Source organism: Pseudomonas sp. G7(2022) (assembly GCF_052660475.1).
Map to the genome: position 1 here is coordinate 1,415,918 of NZ_CP109659.1, position 16,477 is coordinate 1,432,394.

The following is a 16,477-nucleotide window of genomic DNA, read 5'->3' on the forward strand; positions in this document are numbered from 1 at the left end:
TTCGGCGATCTTTAATCAAAAGGAGGCGAAATGATGTCAACGCGACCTTCGTTGGGGTTTGCCGGAATCGGGCTGATGGGCCTGCCGATGTGCCGGCGTCTGCTGGCCGCCGGTTATCCGCTGACCGTGTGGAACCGCAACCCGGCCAAGTGCGCGCCGCTGGTCGAGGCGGGTGCCCGGCAAGTCGCAACCCCGGCCGAACTGTGCGGGCACGCCGACGTGGTGATGCTCTGTCTGGCGGACACGGCGGTGGTGCGCGAGGTGGTGTTCGGCCCGACCGGCGTGGCTGAAGGGGCGAAACCCGGTCAGTTGCTGGTGGATTTTTCCAGCCTCGAACCCACTGCCACCCGTGAGATGGCAGCCGAGCTGGCCGGCAAGACAGGCATGGCCTGGCTCGATTCGCCGGTGTCTGGCGGAGTGGCCGGGGCCGAGGCCGGCAGTCTGGCGATCATGGTCGGCGGAGATGAAACGGATCTTGATCGCGTACGCCCGGTTTTGCTCGCCCTCGGGCAACGCGTCACACACATGGGCGGTGTCGGCGCCGGTCAGGTGACCAAGGCCTGCAATCAGATGATCGTCGCCTGCAATGCTTTGGTGATCGCCGAAGTGGTGGCGCTGGCCGAACAGGCCGGGGTCGATGCCAGTCTGATCGCCGAAGCGCTGGCCGGTGGCTTTGCCGATTCCAAACCGTTGCAGATCCTCGCCCCGCAAATGGCCGAAAGCCGTTTCGAGCCGGTGAAGTGGCACGTGCGCACGCTGCTGAAAGATCTGGATACCGCAGTGAAGTTTTCCCGGGAAACCGGCTCGGCCACGCCGATCAGCGGATTGGCCGCACAACTGATGCGCCTGCATGGGGCGCAGGGCTTTTTGGAGAAAGATCCATCGACGCTGGTGCAAATGTTCCGCGGGCCAGAGACAACGGATTGACCGCGTGAGGGTGTTTGCGCTGATTGATTTCTTCGAGGACCGGGCGCAGTTCTTCCAGCGGCACCGGGCGGCTGAGCAGGTAACCCTGAATGAAGTCGCACCCGGAGCGCTCGAGGAATTCGTATTGCTCCAGGCTTTCCACGCCTTCGGTGACCACTTGCAAGTGCAGGGTGTGAGCCATGACGATGATCGCCTGGACGATCTCCATGTCGGCGGTGGCCTTGGGTATGTCGAGGATGAACGAACGGTCGACTTTCAAGGTGTTGAGCGGCAGACGCTTGAGGTAGGCGAGCGACGAATAGCCGGTACCAAAATCATCGATCGACAGCGATACCCCGAGGGCGCGGATCTGCCGCAACAGCACCAGCGTATTGGCGATGTTGCCCATCAGGGCGTTCTCGGTCACTTCCAGCTCGAGCCGTTCGGGGGCGACCCCGGCGCTGCGCAAGGCCCGTTCGATTTCGTTGGCCAGTTCTTCCCGGGCCAGGTTCAGCGGTGAGCAGTTCCAGGCGATTTTCAGTTCGTCGCAGCCATGGCGCGACAGTTCGCCAAGGTCTTCACAGGCCTTGCGCAGCACCCAGTTGTCCAGCTCGGCGATCAGGCCATTGTTTTCCGCAATGGCGATAAAACGGTCCGGAGTCAGCAGGCCGTGCACCGGGTGTTGCCAGCGAATCAGCGCTTCGAGCTTGGTGACCTTGCCGGTCTTCAATTCGAAGATCGGTTGGTAATACAGAATCAGCCCGTTTTCTTCGCGCAGGGCATGGCGCAATTCTTCTTCCAGTTGCAGTTCCTGGCTGGCGCGGTTTTTCAGGTTGCAGTCGAAGAAGTGCACGCCGTTGCGCCCGGCCCCCTTGGATTGGTACAGCGCCAGGTCCGCGTGCTTGAGCAGTTCCTCGCAAGTGGTGCCGTCCTCGGGAAACAGGCTGATGCCGATGCTGGTGGTCATCACCATGCGTCGTCCGGCCAGTTCGATCGGCTCTTTCATCTTGAGCATGATGCGCTGGGCCAGGTTGCGAGCCTCCTCGCGGTCCCGCAGGCCGATGAGGATGCAGAACTCATCGCCGCCGAAACGCGCGACCACGTCTTCGTGGCCGCGCACCGAGCCCTTGATGTGCTGGGCGATGACTTTGAGCAACTGGTCGCCGGCGTCATGACCGAGGCTATCATTGATGCGCTTGAAATGGTCGATGTCGAGAAACATCACCGCGAGCATGCCGCCCTCGGTGGATTTCTGGCTGAGTTTTTCGGCAAAGATCTGGTTGAAACCGCGACGGTTGATCAGGTTGGTCAGGGCATCGTAATTGGCCGCCTGCTGCAGCGACACGCGCGCCTGATCGAGCTGGCTGAGCAGCATGTTGACCCGGCGCAGGTCATCCTCCTTGTTCTGCAGTTTCTTGTCGGCCAGGGCGGCGCTGATGGCGCTGCCGAGGATCAGCAGGGTGATGAAGGCAACGGTGAGCCCCAGTTGCAGATGGTTGGTCTCGGCCTTGAGGGTAGGGATGTGTCCCTCCGGCAACATCAGGTTCAGCGCTGCCATGGCCGTGAAATGCATGCTGATGATGCCGGCGCCGAGAATCAGGGCGGCCACGTACTTGAGCATCTGGATGTGCAGACCGCTGCCTTCGCGCAAATACCCGGCCACCCACAGCGCGGCGAAACTGGCCGCGATGGCGATCACGATCGACAGGATGAACAGGATGGGATCGTAGTAGGCGCTGGCCGCCGACTGCATGGCGGCCATGCCGACGTAATGCATGCCGGCGATGCCCAGGCCGATGACAATGGCGGTCTTGAGGTATTGCAGCAGGCTGGGCTGTGGCTCGCTCAGGGTGTGCATTGCCAGCCAGGACGCCAGCAAGGCGATCAGCAGGGAGAACAGGGTGATGGCGAGGTCGTACTGGATGTCGATCGGAGTCTGGAACGCCAGCATGCTGATGAAATGCATGGCCCAGATGCCGCCGGCCAGGCAGGTGGCGCCGATCCAGCGCCAGAGCCTGCGCGATCCGAGGTCTTCGGCGTGGCCGACGCGTTCCGCCATGTCGAGGGTGGCAAAACTCGCGGCGCACGCCACCAGATAGGCGATCAGCACCAGCAATGGATTGTGTGTGCAATTGAGAATGATCTGCCCGCTGTGCGGCAGCTCGGCAACAAACTGCAAACCAAGCCACTCCATAGCATGCCCCGTCTCTGAGTGCTTCCTTACTGCGTCATGAACGCAGGCGAATGAATGCAGTATAGAGGCCGATTTCGGGGCGCAAGCCGTAGTGGCATATTGGTTCTAATGATTTTGGCATGAGCGCCATAGCGATTGGCGCTAAGGCTCAGGCGACCTCGTTCCAGTGCGGTTGCAACGGCGGCAGGCCGAAGCGGGCACGGGCCTTGTCGCAATCGGTGTTCTGCTCGCCGTTTTCCCACGACGCCTCGAACTCGCGGCAGGGGCTTGAGCGCTTGTCGTAGATCGTGCAACTCACCGCCTTTCCGACTTCGCCCTCCAGCGCGGTGCAGCGCGGCGCCTTGCGGTCGGTACCGATCATGGCGACCCGGCTGGGTGTGATCTGGGTGACCAGCTCATCGGGCACGGTCCCGCCGGAGGATGCGCATTCACCCCAGAAAAATGACACACGAAAATGGGAACAGCAGGCACCGCAATTCAGACACGGACTGACATCGGACATGGGAGGGGCATCAAAGGGATTGATCGGCAGGATCCGGACGGATCCGGCGGCCATTCTAGGCTTTGCCACGGCGTTGGGAAGGGGGGCGCGAAAGTATTTTTTCATTGCCGGATTTTTCCGCAAAACCCCCGGTTTTCGGGGGATTCGAGCCTTTTCAAGGGCTTACGTTTCGTTACAGTGCCATGGCTCCCTATCAGGCTGGCGAATGATCACAGACAGCCCCGACGAGCGTGACTAGATTGCAGGTTCCGGGCTCGAATGCGTCGGCAGTGAAGCCCCATAACAATAAAAGAGACGGACCCATGCAGAACTCGACCCAAGCGGCGAATGCCTGGCGCATTCTGTTCCTGTTGTTCCTCGCCAACCTGTTCAACTTCTTCGATCGCACCATCCCCGCGATCATCATCGAGCCGATCCGCATGGAATGGCACCTCAGCGACTTTCAGCTGGGGATCGTCGGCACCGCATTCACCATCGTTTATGCCATTGCCGGTCTGCCCTTGGGGCGCATGGCCGACACTGGCTCGCGCAGCAAATTGATGGGCTGGGGGTTGGCCACCTGGAGCGCGCTGACGGCGGTCAACGGCCTGGTGGGCAGCTTCTGGAGTTTTCTGCTGGTGCGCATGGGCATCGGCATCGGCGAGGCCAGTTACGCACCGGCGGCCAACTCGCTGATCGGTGACCTGTTCCCGGCCCACCGTCGGGCGCGGGCCATGGGCATCTTCATGCTGGGCCTGCCGTTGGGGCTGCTGTTGGCGTTTTTCACCATCGGCGCGATGGTCAAGGCCTTCGACAGCTGGCGCGCGCCGTTCTTCATTGCCGCGGTGCCGGGGCTGCTGCTGGCGGTGTTCATGTTTTTTATCAAGGAACCCAAGCGCGGCGCGGCAGAAACCGTGCAGGTGTCGCAAGAGAAGGTCGACAAGCCGATTCGCCGGGTGCTGGCGGTGCCGACGTTTCTGTGGCTGGTGATGGCCGGGTTGTGCTTCAACTTTGCGACGTATGCCTGCAACTCGTTTCTGGTGCCGATGCTGCAGCGCTATTTCCTGATGCCGTTGCAGGAGGCGGCGGTGGCCACCGGGCTGATCGTCGGTGTGACCGGTCTGATCGGCCTGACCCTCGGCGGCTGGATCGCCGACAAGATCCACCAGCGCGTGGCCAGCGGCCGGTTGCTGTTTGCAGCGTTCAGCCTGATTGTCTCCACCGTGTGCACGGCCTGGGCGCTGCATGCGGGACGGATCGAGATCGGTGTGTTTGTCGCGCTGTTCAGTGTCGGCTGGCTGTTTGCCTACAACTTCTACACCTGTGTCTACACGGCGATTCAGGACGTGGTCGAACCACGACTGCGGGCCACGGCGATGGCGCTGTTCTTTGCCGGGTTGTATTTGCTGGGCGGAGGTTTGGGGCCAGTGGTGGTGGGCGGTTTGTCGGATCACTTTGCCAAGTCGGCCATGATTTCGGCGGGGGCCGAACAGATGACCGAGGCATTCAAGGCTGTCGGCCTGCATGATGCGATGTACCTGATCCCGGTGGCGCTGTTCTTTACGATGGTGTTTCTGTTTCTGGCGTCGCGGTGTTTTGTGCGGGATGCGAAGCGGATGAAGGACGGGATGGTGGCGGTGGTTGAGCCAGAGGTTGCAGCGGTGACTGCATAACCGCCTTCGCGAGCAGGCTCGCTCCCACAGTGATCGAGGTCGTTCACAAATTATGTGATCGTTATAAAACCTGTGGGAGCGAGCCTGCTCGCGAAAGGGGTATAGGCATCTATCAATGATTTTCAGGCAAACAAAAAGGCCCGCATCGCTGCGGGCCTTTTCATGGGTGGCGATGGAGCAGGGCGGTTTAACCCGCCACCAGCACCCGGATCGCTTCCAGTCGCAGCGCTGCCTTGTCGAGCATGGCCAGGCCTTGCTCGCGCTGTTTGCGCAGGGCAACCAGTTCGCTGTCGCGCACGGTCGGGTTGACTGCTTGCAGGGCGGTCAGGCGCGCCAGCTCTTCGTCGGTGTCCGCTGCCAGACGGCGGCGGGCCTCGGCCACGCGCTCGGCGTGACGCGGAGTGACCTTGTCTTCACCAGCGTTGATCCGCGGCGTCAGCTGATCGCGCTGGGCCTGAATGAACTTGTTGGCGCTGGCGCGCGGTACGCTTTCCAGTTGATCGTTCAGGGTCTCGAAGGCCACGCGCGACGACAGGTCGTTGCCGTTGGCATCGAGCAGGCAGCGCAGGGCGGCCGGCGGCAGGTAACGGCCCAGTTGCAGCGAACGCGGAGCCACCACTTCGCTGACGTACAGCAGTTCCAGCAAGACGGTGCCCGGCTTCAACGCCTTGTTCTTGATCAGCGCGACAGCTGTGTTGCCCATCGAACCGGACAGCACCAGATCCATGCCACCCTGCACCATCGGGTGTTCCCAGGTGATGAACTGCATGTCTTCGCGCGACAGCGCCTGGTTGCGGTCGTAGGTGATGGTCACGCCTTCGTCGTCGCCCAGCGGGAAACTGGCGTCGAGCATCTTCTCGCTCGGCTTGAGGATCAGGGCGTTTTCCGAATGGTCTTCGCTGTCGATGCCGAACGCGTCGAACAGGGTTTCCATGTAGATCGGCAGGGCGAACTGGTCGTCCTGTTCCAGAATTGCCTCGACCAGTGCTTCACCTTCGCCGGCGCCACCGGAGTTCAGCTCCAGCAGGCGGTCGCGACCGGTGTGCAGCTCGGCTTCCAGACGCTCGCGCTCGGTGCGCGCTTCGTCGATCAGCGCTTGCCACTCGCCGTCGTCGGCTTCTTCGAGCAGCGGCAGCAGGCGCGGGCCGAACTGGTGCTGCAAGGCGTTGCCGGTCGGGCAGGTGTTGAGGAACGCGTTCAGCGCTTCGTGATACCACTGGAACAGACGCTCTTGCGGGCTGGTTTCCAGGTACGGGACGTGCAGTTCGATGATGTGCTTCTGGCCGATCCGGTCCAGACGACCGATGCGCTGTTCCAGCAGGTCCGGATGGGACGGCAGATCGAACAACACCAGGTGATGAGCGAACTGGAAGTTGCGACCTTCACTGCCGATTTCCGAGCAGATCAGCACCTGCGCGCCGAACTCTTCATCGGCGAAGTAGGCGGCAGCGCGGTCACGCTCGAGGATGTTCATGCCTTCATGGAACACCGTGGCCGGGATGCCGGAGCGCACGCGCAGCGCGTCTTCCAGGTCCATCGCGGTTTCGGCGTGGGCGCAGATCACCAGCACTTTGGTGCGCTTGAGCATTTTCAGCTGGTCGATCAGCCACTCGACACGCGGGTCGAATTTCCACCAGCGTTCTTCTTCGCTGGCGTCCGGCTGGGACTGGAAGCTGACTTCCGGGTACAGCTCGGCGTGATCGCCCAGTGGCAGTTCGAGGTATTCGTCCGGGCACGGCAACGGGTACGGGTGCAGCTTGCGCTCCGGGAAGCCCTGCACGGCGGCGCGGGTGTTGCGAAACAGCACGCGGCCTGTGCCGTGACGGTCGAGCAGTTCACGCACGAGGCGGGCGCTGGCTTCGCTGTCGCCATCGTTGACGGCGGTGAGCAGGGCTTCGCCTTCGTTGCCGAGGAAGCCGTGGATGGTCTTGTGCGCTTCGGCCGAGAGACGGCCCTTGTCCAGCAGCTCCTGAACGGCTTCGGCCACCGGGCGATAGTTTTCGCTTTCGGCGCGGAAGGCGGCCAGGTCATGGAAGCGGTTGGGGTCGAGCAGGCGCAGACGGGCGAAGTGGCTGTCCTGGCCCAGTTGTTCCGGGGTGGCGGTGAGCAGCAGCACGCCCGGGATGGTTTCAGCCAGTTGTTCGACCAGCGAGTATTCCGGGCTGACCTTGTCTTCGTGCCACACCAGGTGGTGCGCTTCGTCGACCACCATCAGATCCCAGCCGGCGGCGAACAGCGCGTCCTGGGCCTTTTCGTCTTCAACCAGCCATTCCAGCGCCACCAGGGCCAGCTGGGTGTCTTCGAACGGGTTGGAGGCATCGCTTTCGATGAAGCGTTCTTCGTCGAACAGCGCGACCTGCAGGTTGAAGCGGCGGCGCATTTCCACCAGCCATTGGTGCTGGAGGTTTTCCGGCACCAGGATCAGCACGCGATTGGCACGGCCGGAAAGCAATTGGCGATGGATTACCAGACCGGCTTCGATGGTCTTGCCCAGACCCACTTCGTCCGCCAGCAATACGCGCGGCGCGATGCGGTCGGCGACTTCACGGGCAATGTGCAACTGGTGGGCGATGGGTTGCGCGCGCACGCCGCCAAGGCCCCAGAGCGCGGATTGCAACTGGCGGCTGGTGTGTTCCAGGGTGTGGTAGCGCAGGGAGAACCACGCCAGCGGGTCGATCTGGCCGGCGAACAGACGGTCGCTGGCCAGGCGGAACTGGATGAAGTTCGACAGCTGGGTTTCCGGCAGGGTGACAGCTTCGTTCTCGGCATTCAGACCGTGATAGACGAGCAGGCCATCGGCATCCTCGACTTCGCGCACGGTCATCTTCCAGCCTTCGAAGTGGGTGATGGAGTCGCCCGGCGAGAATCGCACGCGGGTCAGGGGCGCATTCCTTAGCGCGTACTGGCGGGTTTCGCCAGTGGCCGGGTAAAGCACGGTCAACAAGCGGCCGTCCTGTGCCAGAACGGTGCCTAAACCAAGCTCTGCTTCGCTGTCACTGATCCAGCGTTGCCCCGGTTGATACTGCTGCGCCATGCTGCCTGACTCCCACCTTGAAAAAGCGGGCTATCTTAACGGAATGAGGCCCTGAGGCCAAAGGATTAGGCGTCGCGTGCGGCTATTAAATGCCGACGGCCAACGGAAGGAAGATTAGGTCATGTGTCGGTTTCACGAGCGCTGGCGGCACGAATGAGTGCCAACCCGGTCACAAGTTTTCGACCGATGGCTCAAGGCCCCGATGCCGCAGCCGATAGCCTGCTGACAGGAGACCCTTCATATGTTGCCACCGATGCTCCCCCTGAGCGCCGTGCCGATCACATCCCAACAGGACCCGATCCGCCAGCGGCCGGATATTCCCCCGGTGGTACCGGTGCAGGAAAGCTCCAACGAAAGCACCATCGACCTGCAAAAGCGCGATCCGGAAGAGGACGGTTACCTGCTGCGCGAAGAGCAGCGCCGCCAGCAGGAGCGTGATCGTCGCCGCCGTGAAACCGACGACGACCCCGAAGCGCACCTCGCCGTTCCTGGCACCGAACTCAATGCCGACAACACCGTACCGGTGGTGCCGCTGATGGAAGACCAGCCGCGTCAGGGCCTGTGGGTCGACATCGAGATCTGAGGCTGGGCGGCCAACTCAGCCAGATTCGTCAGCAATACTTCGATTTCTTCTTCGGTATTCAGATAGCTCACCGACACCCGCGCAATGTTCACCAGCCCACGCGCCTGCATGTCCAGCGGCGTGTAGGCCACGCCATTGGCGCCGATGTTGATTCGCCGCTCGGCCAACGTCTGCTTCAGCGCCACACTGTCCCAGCCTTCAAGCGTGAAGGCGATCAGCCCGGATTGTTGATTGGCCGCTCCGAGATCCCGCAGCGTCAGGCCGGGAATCGCCCTCAGGCGTTGGCGCAATCCACTGCTCAGTTGTTCGATGCGCCGGCGGACGGGGATCGCGCCGAGGCGGTTGTACTCTTCCAGCGCGTTGGCCATCCCGGCCAGCAGCGCCAGCGACACTTCACTGGTTTCAAAGCGACGGGCGTCGTCGCGCAGGGTAAAGCGCTTGCCATCCCATGGCGCCGACAGTACATCGCGTTGCACGGGGAGCAACCGTTGCAGGAATTGCGGCCGAATGTACATCAACGCCGTGCCGCGCGGCCCGCGCAGGAACTTGCGCCCGGCACCCTTCAGCACGTCGCACTGCAAGACCTGGACATCGCAGGGCAACTGCCCCAGCGCCTGACCGGCGTCAATGAAATAAGGGATGCCGTGACGCCGCGCCACGCGGCCGATCTGCGCGGCGGGGTTGATCAGACCACCGTTGGCCGGTAGCCAGGTCAGGGCGATCAGCCGCACCTGGCCGTCGATCATCTGCGCCAGGGCTTGCGGGTCGACTGCACCGTGGGCGTCACAAGGAATCACTTCGAGCCGCGCGCCGGCCTTCACCGCTTCGGCCATGCACGCCAGATTGCCGGCCCATTCATGGCGTCCGACCAGAATCCGTTCGCCGGGCTGCCACGGCCCCAGTGCGTTGAACGCCTGACTCCAGGCCGCCGAGCCGCTGCTGGCAAAGGCGATGTCCTCGGGCTGGGCATTGAGCAGGGTGGCTGCGGCTGCTCGTGCGCGTTCCTGCACTTGAATGTCGGCCATCTCCATCGGCCCGCCGAGCGCTTCGCGTTGCAACTGTTCGATCACCGCGTCGAGAGTGGCCTGGCTCGGCAAGGAAGCGCCGGCGTGGTTGAAGTGGATCAACTGAGCGCAGCCAGGTGTGGCGGTGCGCAGACGCAGGATGTCGTCGATGTTCACGGCTTGAGCTCGAAGATCGCGTCGATTTCCACCGCAACGCCGGCCGGCAGGCTCGACACGCCGACCGCGGTGCGCACGTGCCGGCCCTTGTCGCCGAGGGCTTTGACCAGCAGATTCGAGGCGCCGTTGGCGACGACGCCCTGAGCCTTGAAGTCCGGTGTGGCGGCCACGAACACCCCGAGGCGCAGGATGCGCACCAGTTTCGACAGGTCATCGCCCAGCGCATGGCTCAACTGGGCGAGCAGTCCCAGGGCAGCCAGTTCAGCGGCTTTAACTCCTTCTTCATCGGAGATTGCTTCGCCCAGTCGCCCAATGAAGGCAGGTTGGCCGTCGAGCAATGGAATCTGCCCGGAGATGAACAGCTGATTTTGACTGACCACATGGTTGACGTAGTTGGCGATCGGCTGGCTCGGTTCGGACAGGCGCAGGCCGAGTTGTTGAACGCGTTGGCTGAGGGAATCGGTCATGGGAAGTCCTCCTGAGTGAGGGCTTCAGCATGTTGGCGCGAGCGAAGGGCGACAAACGGATAGATTTAATCCGACGCATCCAAAAAACTCATGCGTTCGCGGTGTCCTCCAGCCATTGGCAGAAACATTGCGCTGCCGGCGTGAGCGGTCGTTGCGGGGTGACCAGCCAATAACCGATCTCGCCGACCATTGGCGGCGTGTCGAAGGCCGGCACCAAGGCGCCTTCCTTGAAACGCCGTTCGATCATTCGTTCACGGCCCATGGCAATGCCCTGGCCGGCAACGGCCGCTTCGACGACGATGTTGTAGTCATGCAGCATGACGCTGGGCACATGAGCCAGATCGATGCCGCTGTGTTGCTGCCAGTCCATCCATTCGAACGGCTGATGCGACTTGGCCATCAGCAACGGCCCGTTGTTCACGCCCTTGGCCTTGAAGGCCGGGCTGCACACTGGCGTCAGGGTTTCGCCCATGAACCGGCGGGCCTCGACTTTCGCCCAACCACCCTTGCCGTAGCGGATCGCCAGATCCACCTCGCCAGCGTCGACATCGGCCAGTTGCACGGCGGGCAGCAGCTCGACATGGATGTTCGGGTATTTCGCGTTGAAATCCGCCAGACGCGGTGCCAGCCACAGGGTGGCGAAGGAGGCGAGCAGACCGATGCGCAGGGTGGTGGGGCGCTCGCCGCGCAGTTCGTGGGTGGCGGCGGCAATCGCGGCAAGGGCCGGTTCGATCTGTCGGTAGTATTGTTCGCCGGCCGGCGTCAGATCGATCGCCCGGGTGCGGCGCACGAACAGTCGCTGATCGAGGAATTCTTCAAGTTTGTGCACCTGATGGCTGATCGCGCTTTGGGTCACCGACAGCTCATCGGCAGCCTTGATGAAGCTCAAATGGCGGGCCACGGCCTCAAAGGCGCGCAAGGCCATCAGCGGTGGCAGATCCTGATGCAGGGGCACGGCGCAGATCCTTCGGGTTCAGGGCGAGGCGCCGATTGTGCGGGCAAATCCGGTGGGCGGTACATGAATTGTTGTAGAGCGTTCAGGTCAGTGGCTGGTCAGCGCCTGCGCCAGGCCGCATTATTGGCGCAGTCCTGTCGGTGTTCCGGCAGTTGTGATTCAGTCCAAGCGATGCACCGAACGCCATGAGCCAAGACGACAAACTGATCGACCTCAGCACCGAACGCGCCAAGCGGGTTCACGACCTCAACGAAAAACGCCTGAATGAAGTGCGCAAGGCATTCGAACAGGCCATGCCGTTGGGAAAACCGAAGAAAAAGTCGAAAAACAAACCGAAAAAGCGCTGATCTCCCTCTGCATCCGTTGATGCAGGTCAGTTATTTCCCTTTCTTTCCTCCGCACCTTGACCGGCATTGATCCCGGTCAATTTCTGCGCCTGCCCGATTGGTTAACTTGGCTCCATCGCAGCAAAGCAGGGGCCAGGAGGTCAGTCATGTTTTTCGATAACGTGGTGTTTGCCGGGGTTCTGACGGTGGGGCTCATGGTTCTGTTTTTTGCAGGGTTTGGATTTTTTATCTGGAAGGATGCGAACAAGCGCAAGAAGCCTTGATTCTTCCGGGTTTGATGAGCACGCAAGGCATTTTGGGCAACTTCGGTTGCCCTTTTTTTTGTGTCTTGGCGGCCTTTGGGCCGACCATGCTTTGGGTTGTTTTGGGTGAATATCCGTTGCTTCGGGTGCTGCCGCTGGCGGTTCCGCCCTTACGGCGGCTCACTTTTTCAAACGCCAAAAAGTAAGCAAAAGGCTTGGCCCCTGCGTTCGGCACCTCGCTTTGGCTCGGCGTTCCTTCGTTCCGGGATTCATCCGGGGGCATCGCCTACGGTTTGCTTCGCTGCACCTCCTCTCGATGCATGCGGCTTCGCCGCACGGTCGCTGCGCTCCCACCCCCGGATCAATCCCTCCACTCAGCCTTCCGATGGGGCCGGCACGTCAAGAGCGGTACTCGAGCTAACGCTCATCGTGTTGAGTGGTGAGGAGCGGAAAGCGGACTGCTTTTGCTTTGATCGTTCCCACGCTCTGCGTGGGAATGCAGCCCTGGACGCTCCGCGTTCCATTTCTGAAGGCAACAAAAAAGGCGTGATCCTTTCGAATCACGCCTTTTTCTTTACAACGGTCTATCAGCTACCCAGTGCCTTCGACGCCAGCCAGAACAGGCCGGCCGACAGGGCCACGGTGGCTGGCAGGGTCAGGACCCAGGCCAGCAGGATGGTTTTCACCGTGCCGCCTTGCAGGCCGCTTTTGTTGGCGACCATGGTGCCGGCCACGCCCGAGGACAGAACGTGGGTGGTGGACACCGGCAGGCTGAAGATGTTGGCCAGGCCGATCATGCTCGCTGCGGTGATCTGCGCCGACATGCCCTGGGCATAGGTCATGCCTTGCTTGCCGATTTTCTCGCCGATGGTCAGGACCACGCGTTTCCAGCCGATCATGGTGCCCAGACCCAGGGCCAGGGCAACCGCCAGAATCACCCAGAACGGGGCGTATTCGGTCGTGGTGGTCAGGTCTTTGCGCAGCTTGTCCAGGTCAGCCTTTTCACGAGCCTCAAGGCCCGGGAGTTTGGCCACTTTCTTCGCGGTATCGTCCAGGCAGAGCAGGTAGCGGCGCACTTCGATGCGGCTCTCCGCCGGCAGCGAGTGGTAATCCGATACACCTTTGAGCGTGTGGAGCAGGGCGGAAATGGTCGGTTCGGTCTGCTGCGGGTTGCAGCGGAATTTTTCCGGCAGGTCGCCTTCGACACTTTTGCCCAGGGCCAGGAATTCGCCGAGGGTGGCGGCGTTGCGCTGGTAGAACTGGCTCAGGTGCAGGGTCGCATCGCGAGTACGTTCGATCTGATAGGTGGTGCTGTTCAGGTCGAGCACGAACTGCGCAGGCACGATACCGATCAGGACCAGCATGATCAGGCCGATGCCTTTCTGACCATCGTTGGAGCCGTGTACGAAGCTCATGGCCATGGCGGACATCACCAGGACCAGGCGATTCCAGAAAGGTGGATGCTTCTTGTCGTCGATCTTGCGGCGCTGTTCTGGAGTCTTGTGCATTTTCGACAGCGGACGCCACCATTTCAGGCCGATCAGCACCAGTGCGGCCACCAGGAAGCCAGCCATTGGCGAGAACACCAGCGAAGCACCGATATCGATCGCTTTCTGCCAGTTCACGCCATCACCCAGCGGAATGTCGTTGATCAGGGCATTGGCCAGGCCGACACCGAGGATCGAACCGATCAGGGTGTGGGAGCTGGAGGCCGGGATACCGAAGTACCACGTGCCCAGGTTCCAGGCGATGGCGGCGGCGAGCAGCGAGAACACCATTGCCAGACCATGGCCGGTGTTCACGTTGATCAACAGTTCTACCGGCAGCAGGTGGACAATGGCGTAAGCCACGCCGACGCCACCCAGCAATACGCCGAGGAAGTTGAACACGCCCGAGAAGAACACCGCCAGGTGAGGCGGCATCGCTTTGGTGTAGATAACAGTGGCTACCGCGTTAGCGGTGTCATGAAATCCATTGATGAACTCGAAGGCGAGGACAAATGTCAGGGCGAGCAGGAGGCTCACAAGCACCCAGGCATCCAGTCCGCTGAATAAATCGATCATGAAGGTTTTCTGACCCGGTCATAAGGGGGCGCGATTATGCCAGAAAAGACTGGAAATCGATCCCCTACCTGCTCATCGGTAACATTCTTCAACGAATTAATTTGTATCAGGGCGCATTACCCGAGCTTTTCGCGGGGTTTTACAAGGTATTGATTCAATTGATAAAAATGCGAAGCACCGGCTTCTTGGCCGGTGTGCGGGAGGGTGCAGAAGCTTGTATGAAATATCTGAGAAACGTGCCTGACATGCTCCAAACCTGTGCAATACAGGGGAGTTGGCCGCTGCCCGCGGGTAGCGGGCGCGCAAGGCATCGTCAGCCCACCGTGCTTGTAACCCGGTGAGTACGTTTACCCTCGAAAGATGCAAAGGACGGCGTCAAGGCTCTTCGGCTTTGAGTTCCTCTTCCATTTTTTTCAGTTCTTGCTGGAAGACCTGATCCTGAACGGTAGGGCGTTTACGCCAGGCTTTGCGTTCCGGTTCGGGCTGGGCGGCGTAGGTGGTGACTTCCCCGCCGTAAACTTCCTTGTAACGTTGTTCCTGGCGCTCAAGTTCCGCGCGCAGTTCGTCTTTCGTCACAGTGCTACCTGTATGAGTTGAGATAAATGTCTGGTGAAACGCACTGCAACGAATCGATTGAACCGGTTCGCCAACTGGCTGCTGCCAAGGCTGGCGGCAGTGTAATCGGCAGGAGGATCAAGACTTCCATGTTACAGGCGGCTACGGCACCAGATTAAAACTGACGCAGCATCAGTTTCCTGTTTCAGCGAGCGCGCTGGCGGTGCATGGGTGATGGTCATCAGGCGCTGGCCGGGGCCGAAGGCAATGGACATTGCTTCGGCAAATGGCGTCGACGGCAAATAAAAGTACGGCGCCACTGAGATGCATTATAGCGGCCGAATCGGGATTGACTATCTTTGCCAAGTTAAAAACGGTTCCGGATGTGTGATTGTTTTGTGACTCGCAACTTTTACCGGTAGTTGCATCGTGGTTGCCGGGTGTTGTGTTTCTGGCGCCATTTAGCCGAACAACTAAGAGGGCAGGCGCATGAAAGATAGCGAGTTGAAAACTGCGTCAAGCCGCTTCCGTTCTGAGCCAAACGAGGGTTTGCGATTATCGGTCGATGGTTCGATAATCGCCCAATGTTGGCGATCTGCTGCTTGTGCATTTACTCGCGAGCCGCTTGTATAGCCGTCGATCCGTACAGGAAAAGGACCTGACATGAACGATCAAATGCGCAATTCCTTTACATCGGTGGCGCCACCGATCGTTGCCTCTGCGGCCAAACGTATCGAGGCCATGACCGGCGATCCGGATTTCATGACCTCCCTGGCCCGTGGGCTGGCGGTGGTGCAGGCCTTTCAGGAACGCAAGCGTCATCTGACCATCGCCCAGATCAGCCACCGTACGGAAATCCCTCGCGCCGCCGTGCGCCGTTGCCTGCATACCCTGATCAAACTCGGTTACGCCACCACCGACGGTCGTACTTATTCGTTGCTGCCCAAAGTGCTGACCCTCGGTCATGCCTATCTCTCTTCGACGCCGCTTGCAGTCTCCGCACAGCCGTACCTCGACCGCATGAGCGAACAACTGCACGAGGCCTGCAACATGGCTACGCTGGAGGGTGACGACATTCTTTACATCGCCCGTTCGGCCACCACCCAGCGCCTGATTTCGGTGGATCTGTCAGTGGGCGGACGTTTGCCGGCGTACTGCACGTCCATGGGCCGGATCCTGCTGGCGGCACTGGACGACACGTCGCTGCGCGAATACCTCGACCATGCCGAACTGGTGGCCAAGACCAGCCGTACGCTGCACACCCCCGAGTCCTTGCTCAAGTGTCTGCAGGAAGTGCGGCAGCAAGGCTGGTGCATCGTCGATCAGGAACTCGAACAAGGCCTGCGTTCGATTGCGGTGCCGGTGTACGACGCCTCCGGCCAGGTGGTGGCGGCGCTCAACGTCAGCACTCACGCCGGCCGCGTCAGCCGTACCGAGCTGGAACAGCGCTTTCTGCCGAGCTTGTTGAGTGCCAGCCGTGACCTCAGTGCGCAGTTGTTCACCTGATGAAGCTGTTCGATAAACGCACAGAGTTGCGTTTATCGAATTGACGCTAAAACCCCCGGATCATTAATGTCGCGGCAGCGTCATCCGGCGCTGTTGTGAATGAGCCCGCCGGATCGTCGACTCCCATAATAATGACAAGAGGCAACTTCCCATGCGCACGTTCCCCGACTGTCGCTGCTCCTGTTCCTGTTGCCGGTTTTAGCGCAACGCCTGATTCCCTCCTTATATGCTTGTGTCCGTGCCTGTCTTTGGCCGGCCGCTGTTCGACTGCGTTTTTTGCGTGGAAATAA

At 61.1% G+C, this 16,477-nt stretch carries 14 protein-coding genes; 6 read left to right on the forward strand and 8 right to left on the reverse strand.

Features of this window, described 5'->3' with window-relative positions; genetic code table 11:
- The first annotated feature begins 30 nt into the window (after positions 1–30).
- Positions 31–927, forward strand: a complete 897-nt coding sequence (locus NE357_RS06375; protein WP_169429168.1) for an NAD(P)-dependent oxidoreductase — start codon at positions 31–33, stop codon at positions 925–927.
- On the opposite strand, the gene NE357_RS06380 is transcribed toward NE357_RS06375, so the two are convergent.
- Entirely contained in the window at positions 818–3,100 is a 2,283-nt protein-coding gene (locus NE357_RS06380; protein WP_169429169.1) for a putative bifunctional diguanylate cyclase/phosphodiesterase, read from the reverse strand. The two genes, NE357_RS06375 and NE357_RS06380, sit on opposite strands and share 110 nt — an antisense overlap.
- A gap of 148 nt (positions 3,101–3,248) precedes the next feature.
- Positions 3,249–3,602, reverse strand: a complete 354-nt coding sequence (locus NE357_RS06385; protein WP_169432602.1) for a YkgJ family cysteine cluster protein — start codon at positions 3,600–3,602, stop codon at positions 3,249–3,251.
- 302 nt (positions 3,603–3,904) lie between these two features.
- On the opposite strand from NE357_RS06385, the gene NE357_RS06390 reads away from it, so the two are divergent.
- On the forward strand, positions 3,905–5,254 hold the full coding sequence (locus NE357_RS06390) for a spinster family MFS transporter (RefSeq protein ID WP_169429170.1): 1,350 nt from the start codon (positions 3,905–3,907) through the stop codon (positions 5,252–5,254).
- Between the two features lie 187 nt (positions 5,255–5,441).
- On the opposite strand, the gene rapA is transcribed toward NE357_RS06390, so the two are convergent.
- Positions 5,442–8,288: an RNA polymerase-associated protein RapA gene (rapA, locus tag NE357_RS06395; protein ID WP_169429171.1), complete on the reverse strand. Its 2,847-nt coding sequence runs from the start codon at positions 8,286–8,288 to the stop codon at positions 5,442–5,444.
- 241 nt (positions 8,289–8,529) lie between these two features.
- Here rapA and NE357_RS06400 point away from each other — a divergent pair, with 241 nt between their 5' ends.
- On the forward strand, positions 8,530–8,871 hold the full coding sequence (locus tag NE357_RS06400; protein ID WP_169429172.1) for an aspartate-semialdehyde dehydrogenase: 342 nt from the start codon (positions 8,530–8,532) through the stop codon (positions 8,869–8,871).
- Here NE357_RS06400 and NE357_RS06405 read toward each other — a convergent pair.
- The 3 genes from NE357_RS06405 to NE357_RS06415 form a co-directional block, all read right to left on the reverse strand.
- Positions 8,841–10,052 carry an aminotransferase class V-fold PLP-dependent enzyme gene (locus NE357_RS06405; RefSeq protein WP_169429173.1) on the reverse strand — a complete coding sequence of 404 codons (1,212 nt, stop codon included), beginning with the start codon at positions 10,050–10,052 and terminating at the stop codon, positions 8,841–8,843. The genes NE357_RS06400 and NE357_RS06405 overlap by 31 nt on opposite strands.
- Positions 10,049–10,519, reverse strand: coding sequence for a RidA family protein (locus NE357_RS06410; protein ID WP_169429174.1), 471 nt, complete (start codon positions 10,517–10,519; stop codon positions 10,049–10,051). The genes NE357_RS06405 and NE357_RS06410 overlap by 4 nt, the downstream gene beginning before the upstream one ends.
- An 88-nt stretch (positions 10,520–10,607) precedes the next feature.
- Positions 10,608–11,474 (reverse strand): LysR substrate-binding domain-containing protein, encoded by an 867-nt coding sequence (locus NE357_RS06415; protein WP_169429175.1) that lies wholly within the window; start codon positions 11,472–11,474, stop codon positions 10,608–10,610.
- A 185-nt stretch (positions 11,475–11,659) separates the two neighbouring features.
- Here NE357_RS06415 and NE357_RS06420 point away from each other — a divergent pair, with 185 nt between their 5' ends.
- Positions 11,660–11,821: a hypothetical protein gene (locus tag NE357_RS06420; RefSeq protein ID WP_167443762.1), complete on the forward strand. Its 162-nt coding sequence runs from the start codon at positions 11,660–11,662 to the stop codon at positions 11,819–11,821.
- 146 nt (positions 11,822–11,967) lie between these two features.
- Positions 11,968–12,084 carry a cytochrome c oxidase subunit CcoM gene (gene ccoM, locus NE357_RS06425; protein WP_007959205.1) on the forward strand — a complete coding sequence of 39 codons (117 nt, stop codon included), beginning with the start codon at positions 11,968–11,970 and terminating at the stop codon, positions 12,082–12,084.
- Between the two features lie 566 nt (positions 12,085–12,650).
- Here ccoM and NE357_RS06430 read toward each other — a convergent pair.
- Together NE357_RS06430 and NE357_RS06435 are read right to left on the reverse strand one after the other, a co-directional pair.
- A complete protein-coding gene (locus NE357_RS06430) occupies positions 12,651–14,126 on the reverse strand; it encodes an inorganic phosphate transporter (protein ID WP_085712967.1) in 1,476 nt (491 codons plus the stop codon).
- A gap of 375 nt (positions 14,127–14,501) precedes the next feature.
- Positions 14,502–14,702, reverse strand: a complete 201-nt coding sequence (locus tag NE357_RS06435) for a hypothetical protein (RefSeq protein ID WP_007957826.1) — start codon at positions 14,700–14,702, stop codon at positions 14,502–14,504.
- A 642-nt stretch (positions 14,703–15,344) separates the two neighbouring features.
- Between NE357_RS06435 and pcaR the strand changes: the two genes are divergently transcribed.
- The gene (gene pcaR / locus NE357_RS06440; protein WP_169429176.1) at positions 15,345–16,187 is read left to right on the forward strand and encodes a pca regulon transcriptional regulator PcaR; all 843 of its coding nucleotides are present in this window, start codon (positions 15,345–15,347) and stop codon (positions 16,185–16,187) included.
- Positions 16,188–16,477: the final 290 nt, after the last annotated feature.